Annotated in this window: 1 protein-coding gene and 1 pseudogene; one reads left to right on the plus strand and one right to left on the minus strand. The window is 49.0% G+C overall.

Features of this window, described 5'->3' with window-relative positions; translation table 11 throughout:
* Nucleotides 1-512: pseudogene (locus A3730_RS05865) on the plus strand (deoxyguanosinetriphosphate triphosphohydrolase); the annotation flags it as partial.
* A gap of 59 nt (nt 513-571) precedes the next feature.
* On the opposite strand, the gene A3730_RS31145 reads toward A3730_RS05865, so the two are convergent.
* On the minus strand, nt 572-1,112 hold a 541-nt coding region (locus A3730_RS31145), incomplete at its 5' end, for a hypothetical protein (protein ID WP_197477319.1).

Genomic DNA, 1,112 nt, shown 5'->3' on the forward strand with positions numbered 1-1,112 from the left:
ACCTGCGCGACGGCCGCAAGGCGGCACTACTGCGCGGCAAGATCATCGAGCGGTTTATTGAAGCAGGGGTCGAGGCTTTTGTAGCCAATCACGAACCTTTGTTACGCGGGAGAATGGAAGGGGATCTAATCAGCCACTGCGAACCCGCCGTGCGCGATGTGGTTGAAAATGCCAAACAGCTGGCCCGCTCAAAAGTCTTTGAACATCCCCGCAAGATCGAACTGGAAATCGGCGCCTTTGAAGTGATGGGCGCATTACTGGATGGTTTGATAGAAGCCGCCGTATCCCATGCCTGCAACAGCACAAAAAGCACATACAACAATTACCGCCACGAACGCATCATTGATCTGATTGGCCGCCACAGTTTTCCGGAAAACCTGGAGCAATTACCGGAACAGGAAAGAATTTATCAATGCATCATGCGGGCGCTGGATTTTCTCGCCGGCATGACCGACAACTACGCCACCTATCTGGCCAAGCAGTTTTCGGGAATGGCGGAGACGCGGTATTAGGAAGGGATAAATAATCGAGCGAACCAAAATGGTCCACTCGATTATACGTCATAGCAACATTACTGAACGGAGCTCTGGCGGATACCCATCAATGTGCCACTGTCGAAAAAGTCGCCGTAGCAGGTTTGTGTTCCATCCCCACAAGTAGGAGATCCTGGGTCATTTTCTTCGAATTCAGCATCTAAAGCGTAAATCACTCCAGCGCCTTCAGTCACAATAAACTCTACAACAACTTCACCACCCAGAGTTTCTGACAAAGTCAGTTTATTTCCATCTTGGGCCCAGAAAAGCTGCTCGCTTCCAGGCGTTGTGTCAACGTCGAAGCGCATCGTTCCATCTTCCCAAAGATCTCCCTTGAATTCACTTTCAAAATCAAGATCAACGGTTTGATTAGCGTCATCATTAAAGGTCAGGAGAAACTTTTCCACATAAAGATCGATATTCCAAAATCCAGGATCCTCCGAAGCATTGTTTGGGTCAGCATCGTATTTCTGCAGCTCCACTGAAGAGCTCTGAACTGCGTAGCTCAACCCAGCAACATCTACAGAGCTAGCTTTCTCAAGCTGCTCTTCAAGAGCAGCAATACGGCTATTGCTTTCA

This window comes from Alcanivorax sp. HI0044, assembly GCF_001634945.1.